Raw genomic sequence first — 1,403 nt, forward strand, 5'->3', positions numbered from 1 at the left:
TTTAATGAACATGAAAAAGAAAAATCTATTCACAATGTTAATGGCGACCATCGCCCTGACCTTTGGCACTTCAAGTTGTAGCAATGACAATGACGCATCTTTCCCCGTAGAAGGTGAAAAAGCGATGTTAAGCATCCAGCTGGATGCGCCCACCCTCTCGCGTGCCTCAGGCACCGTACCCACCGATGCGGTAGGCAACTATACGGTATTTATTACCGATAAGAGTACCGGCGATATCAACACAGCATGGACTACATACAACAGCACCGGAACAGCGCTGACCGGCGATAAGGCTTTGGGTGTAACCACCAATGCCCAACATGTGTACATCGTAGCCAACGCAGGCGACCTGAGTTCTATCACTACACTAGCTGCCCTGAAAGCTTACAAAGCCGACCTGAACGGAACGGGTGCCCAGTCTTCGGCCACAAACCGTTGGGCTACCGGTGCAACCGCCAGCGCCCTGAGCTTTACCAATAGCGGTGACGGCGAGTACAAAGCCAGTACTAGCGTTACGCTGACATTTATTGCTGCACGTATTACGGTTACAGTAGATAACGCGATGACCAAGTACGGTGAACCCGGTTCGCTTACATTGAACAGCATCGCTGTATTGAACGCTCGTGGCGAATCCCTGTTGTTCCCATCCAGCGGTTCTTCTTTAATTCCTTCGGCTTACACCGGCGGTAAGAAGTTCTACACCGGCTATGACAAACCCAGCGGTGAAACCTGGTCTTTCTGGCCTACGGCCGGTACCTACACCGTGGCTGCCGCACGTTTTCTGGATGCCCTGAACCTGGCTGCTCCGTCAACAACCTATTATTACTATGTGTTTGAGAACGATGCAACCACAGCTAACGCTTCGCCTACCATCGTTACCCTTACCGGTAAAGATAAGGATGGCAAGAACCTCTACTGGCCCGTTCACCTGGCTTCTTACGAACAATGGAAAGCAGGCAGCGGTTCGGTATCTTCTATTACCCGCGGCAAGAGCTACAACATCAATATCAGGTTAACAGGCGACGCTACCAAAGGTGGTGGTGGAACTACCGACCCAACTGATCCGGTGGTAAACGGTACGGTAGAAGTTTCCGTTACTACGCCTGAATGGACCCCTGTGGTGTTGAACAAGGAGTTTTAAGCATTCTGTGCATTGAGGGTGTGTCAAAAGTCATCCAAATCCCTCACTCCGTTCGGGATGACAAGGGTACTTATGATACACTCTCATACAAGATTGACTTTTGGGTCAACCACCCTGCGGTGTATTCCGCATGGAAACCCGGCCGCGGCACCTTGCCGCCCGCGCCGGAGGTATGCGCCCCTTGGGTGGGACGCATATCACTACGATTTTAAAACCAAATAATTATGACGGTAAAGAGAATAAAAAATGTAATTCCGGCTCT

Annotated in this window: 1 protein-coding gene; it reads left to right on the top strand. The window is 50.7% G+C overall.

Annotated elements, in window-relative coordinates:
- Positions 1–1,141 (top strand): DUF4906 domain-containing protein (locus D0T87_RS23680; RefSeq protein WP_203558776.1); only part of this gene is annotated, 1,141 nt, incomplete at its 5' end.
- Between the last annotated feature and the right edge of the window lie 262 nt (positions 1,142–1,403).

Source organism: Bacteroides sp. 51, assembly GCF_010500965.1.
Lineage (GTDB): Bacteria > Bacteroidota > Bacteroidia > Bacteroidales > Bacteroidaceae > Bacteroides.